Source organism: Mesorhizobium sp. M7A.F.Ca.CA.002.09.1.1, assembly GCF_003998555.1.
GTDB classification, from domain to species: domain Bacteria; phylum Pseudomonadota; class Alphaproteobacteria; order Rhizobiales; family Rhizobiaceae; genus Mesorhizobium; species Mesorhizobium ciceri.
Genome location: NZ_RZRR01001552.1, coordinates 1 through 527 on the forward strand (window position 1 = coordinate 1; position 527 = coordinate 527).

The window sequence follows — 527 nt, forward strand, 5'->3', positions numbered from 1 at the left end:
TGCCCGGACAGAGCCGTGACATCCGCATCGTTCCGGGTCTGGCCCAGCGGCTGACTGACGCGCCCGACGTCATGCGCGGCGAGGAAACCCAGCTTGCCGGCGCCGGCCTGCCGGCCAGGGGGCGCCAGTTGGTCTGCATGCCCGGCACCCATTCGAAATGGGTGCTGGTCGAGGATGGCGCCGTTACCGGCTTCGGCACCTGGCCGACCGGCGAGCTGTTTTCCGTGCTTGCCGCGCACTCGATCCTGCGCCATTCGCTCGGCGAACATCCGAAGCCCGTCACATCGGACAATCCGTTCTTCCGCCGCTGGTGCGAAACCGCATTGGGCGAAGGCGGCGATATCACCTCGCGACTGTTTTCGATCCGGGCCGCCGGCCTGCTGCAGGATCTGAAAGCCGACGATGCCGCCGCCTGCCTGTCCGGCCTTTTGATCGGCGGCGAGATCGCCTCCGCCAGCCGCCGGCATGGCGCCGGCGCCGAACCCGTGGTGCTGATTGCCTCCGGCGCGCTGGCCGCACTCTACCAG

The 527-nt window shown here is 68.9% G+C and carries 1 protein-coding gene; it reads left to right on the forward strand.

Annotated elements, in window-relative coordinates:
• A partial coding sequence (locus EN994_RS34610; protein WP_206530587.1) for a 2-dehydro-3-deoxygalactonokinase occupies nt 1–527 on the forward strand: 527 nt, incomplete at both ends.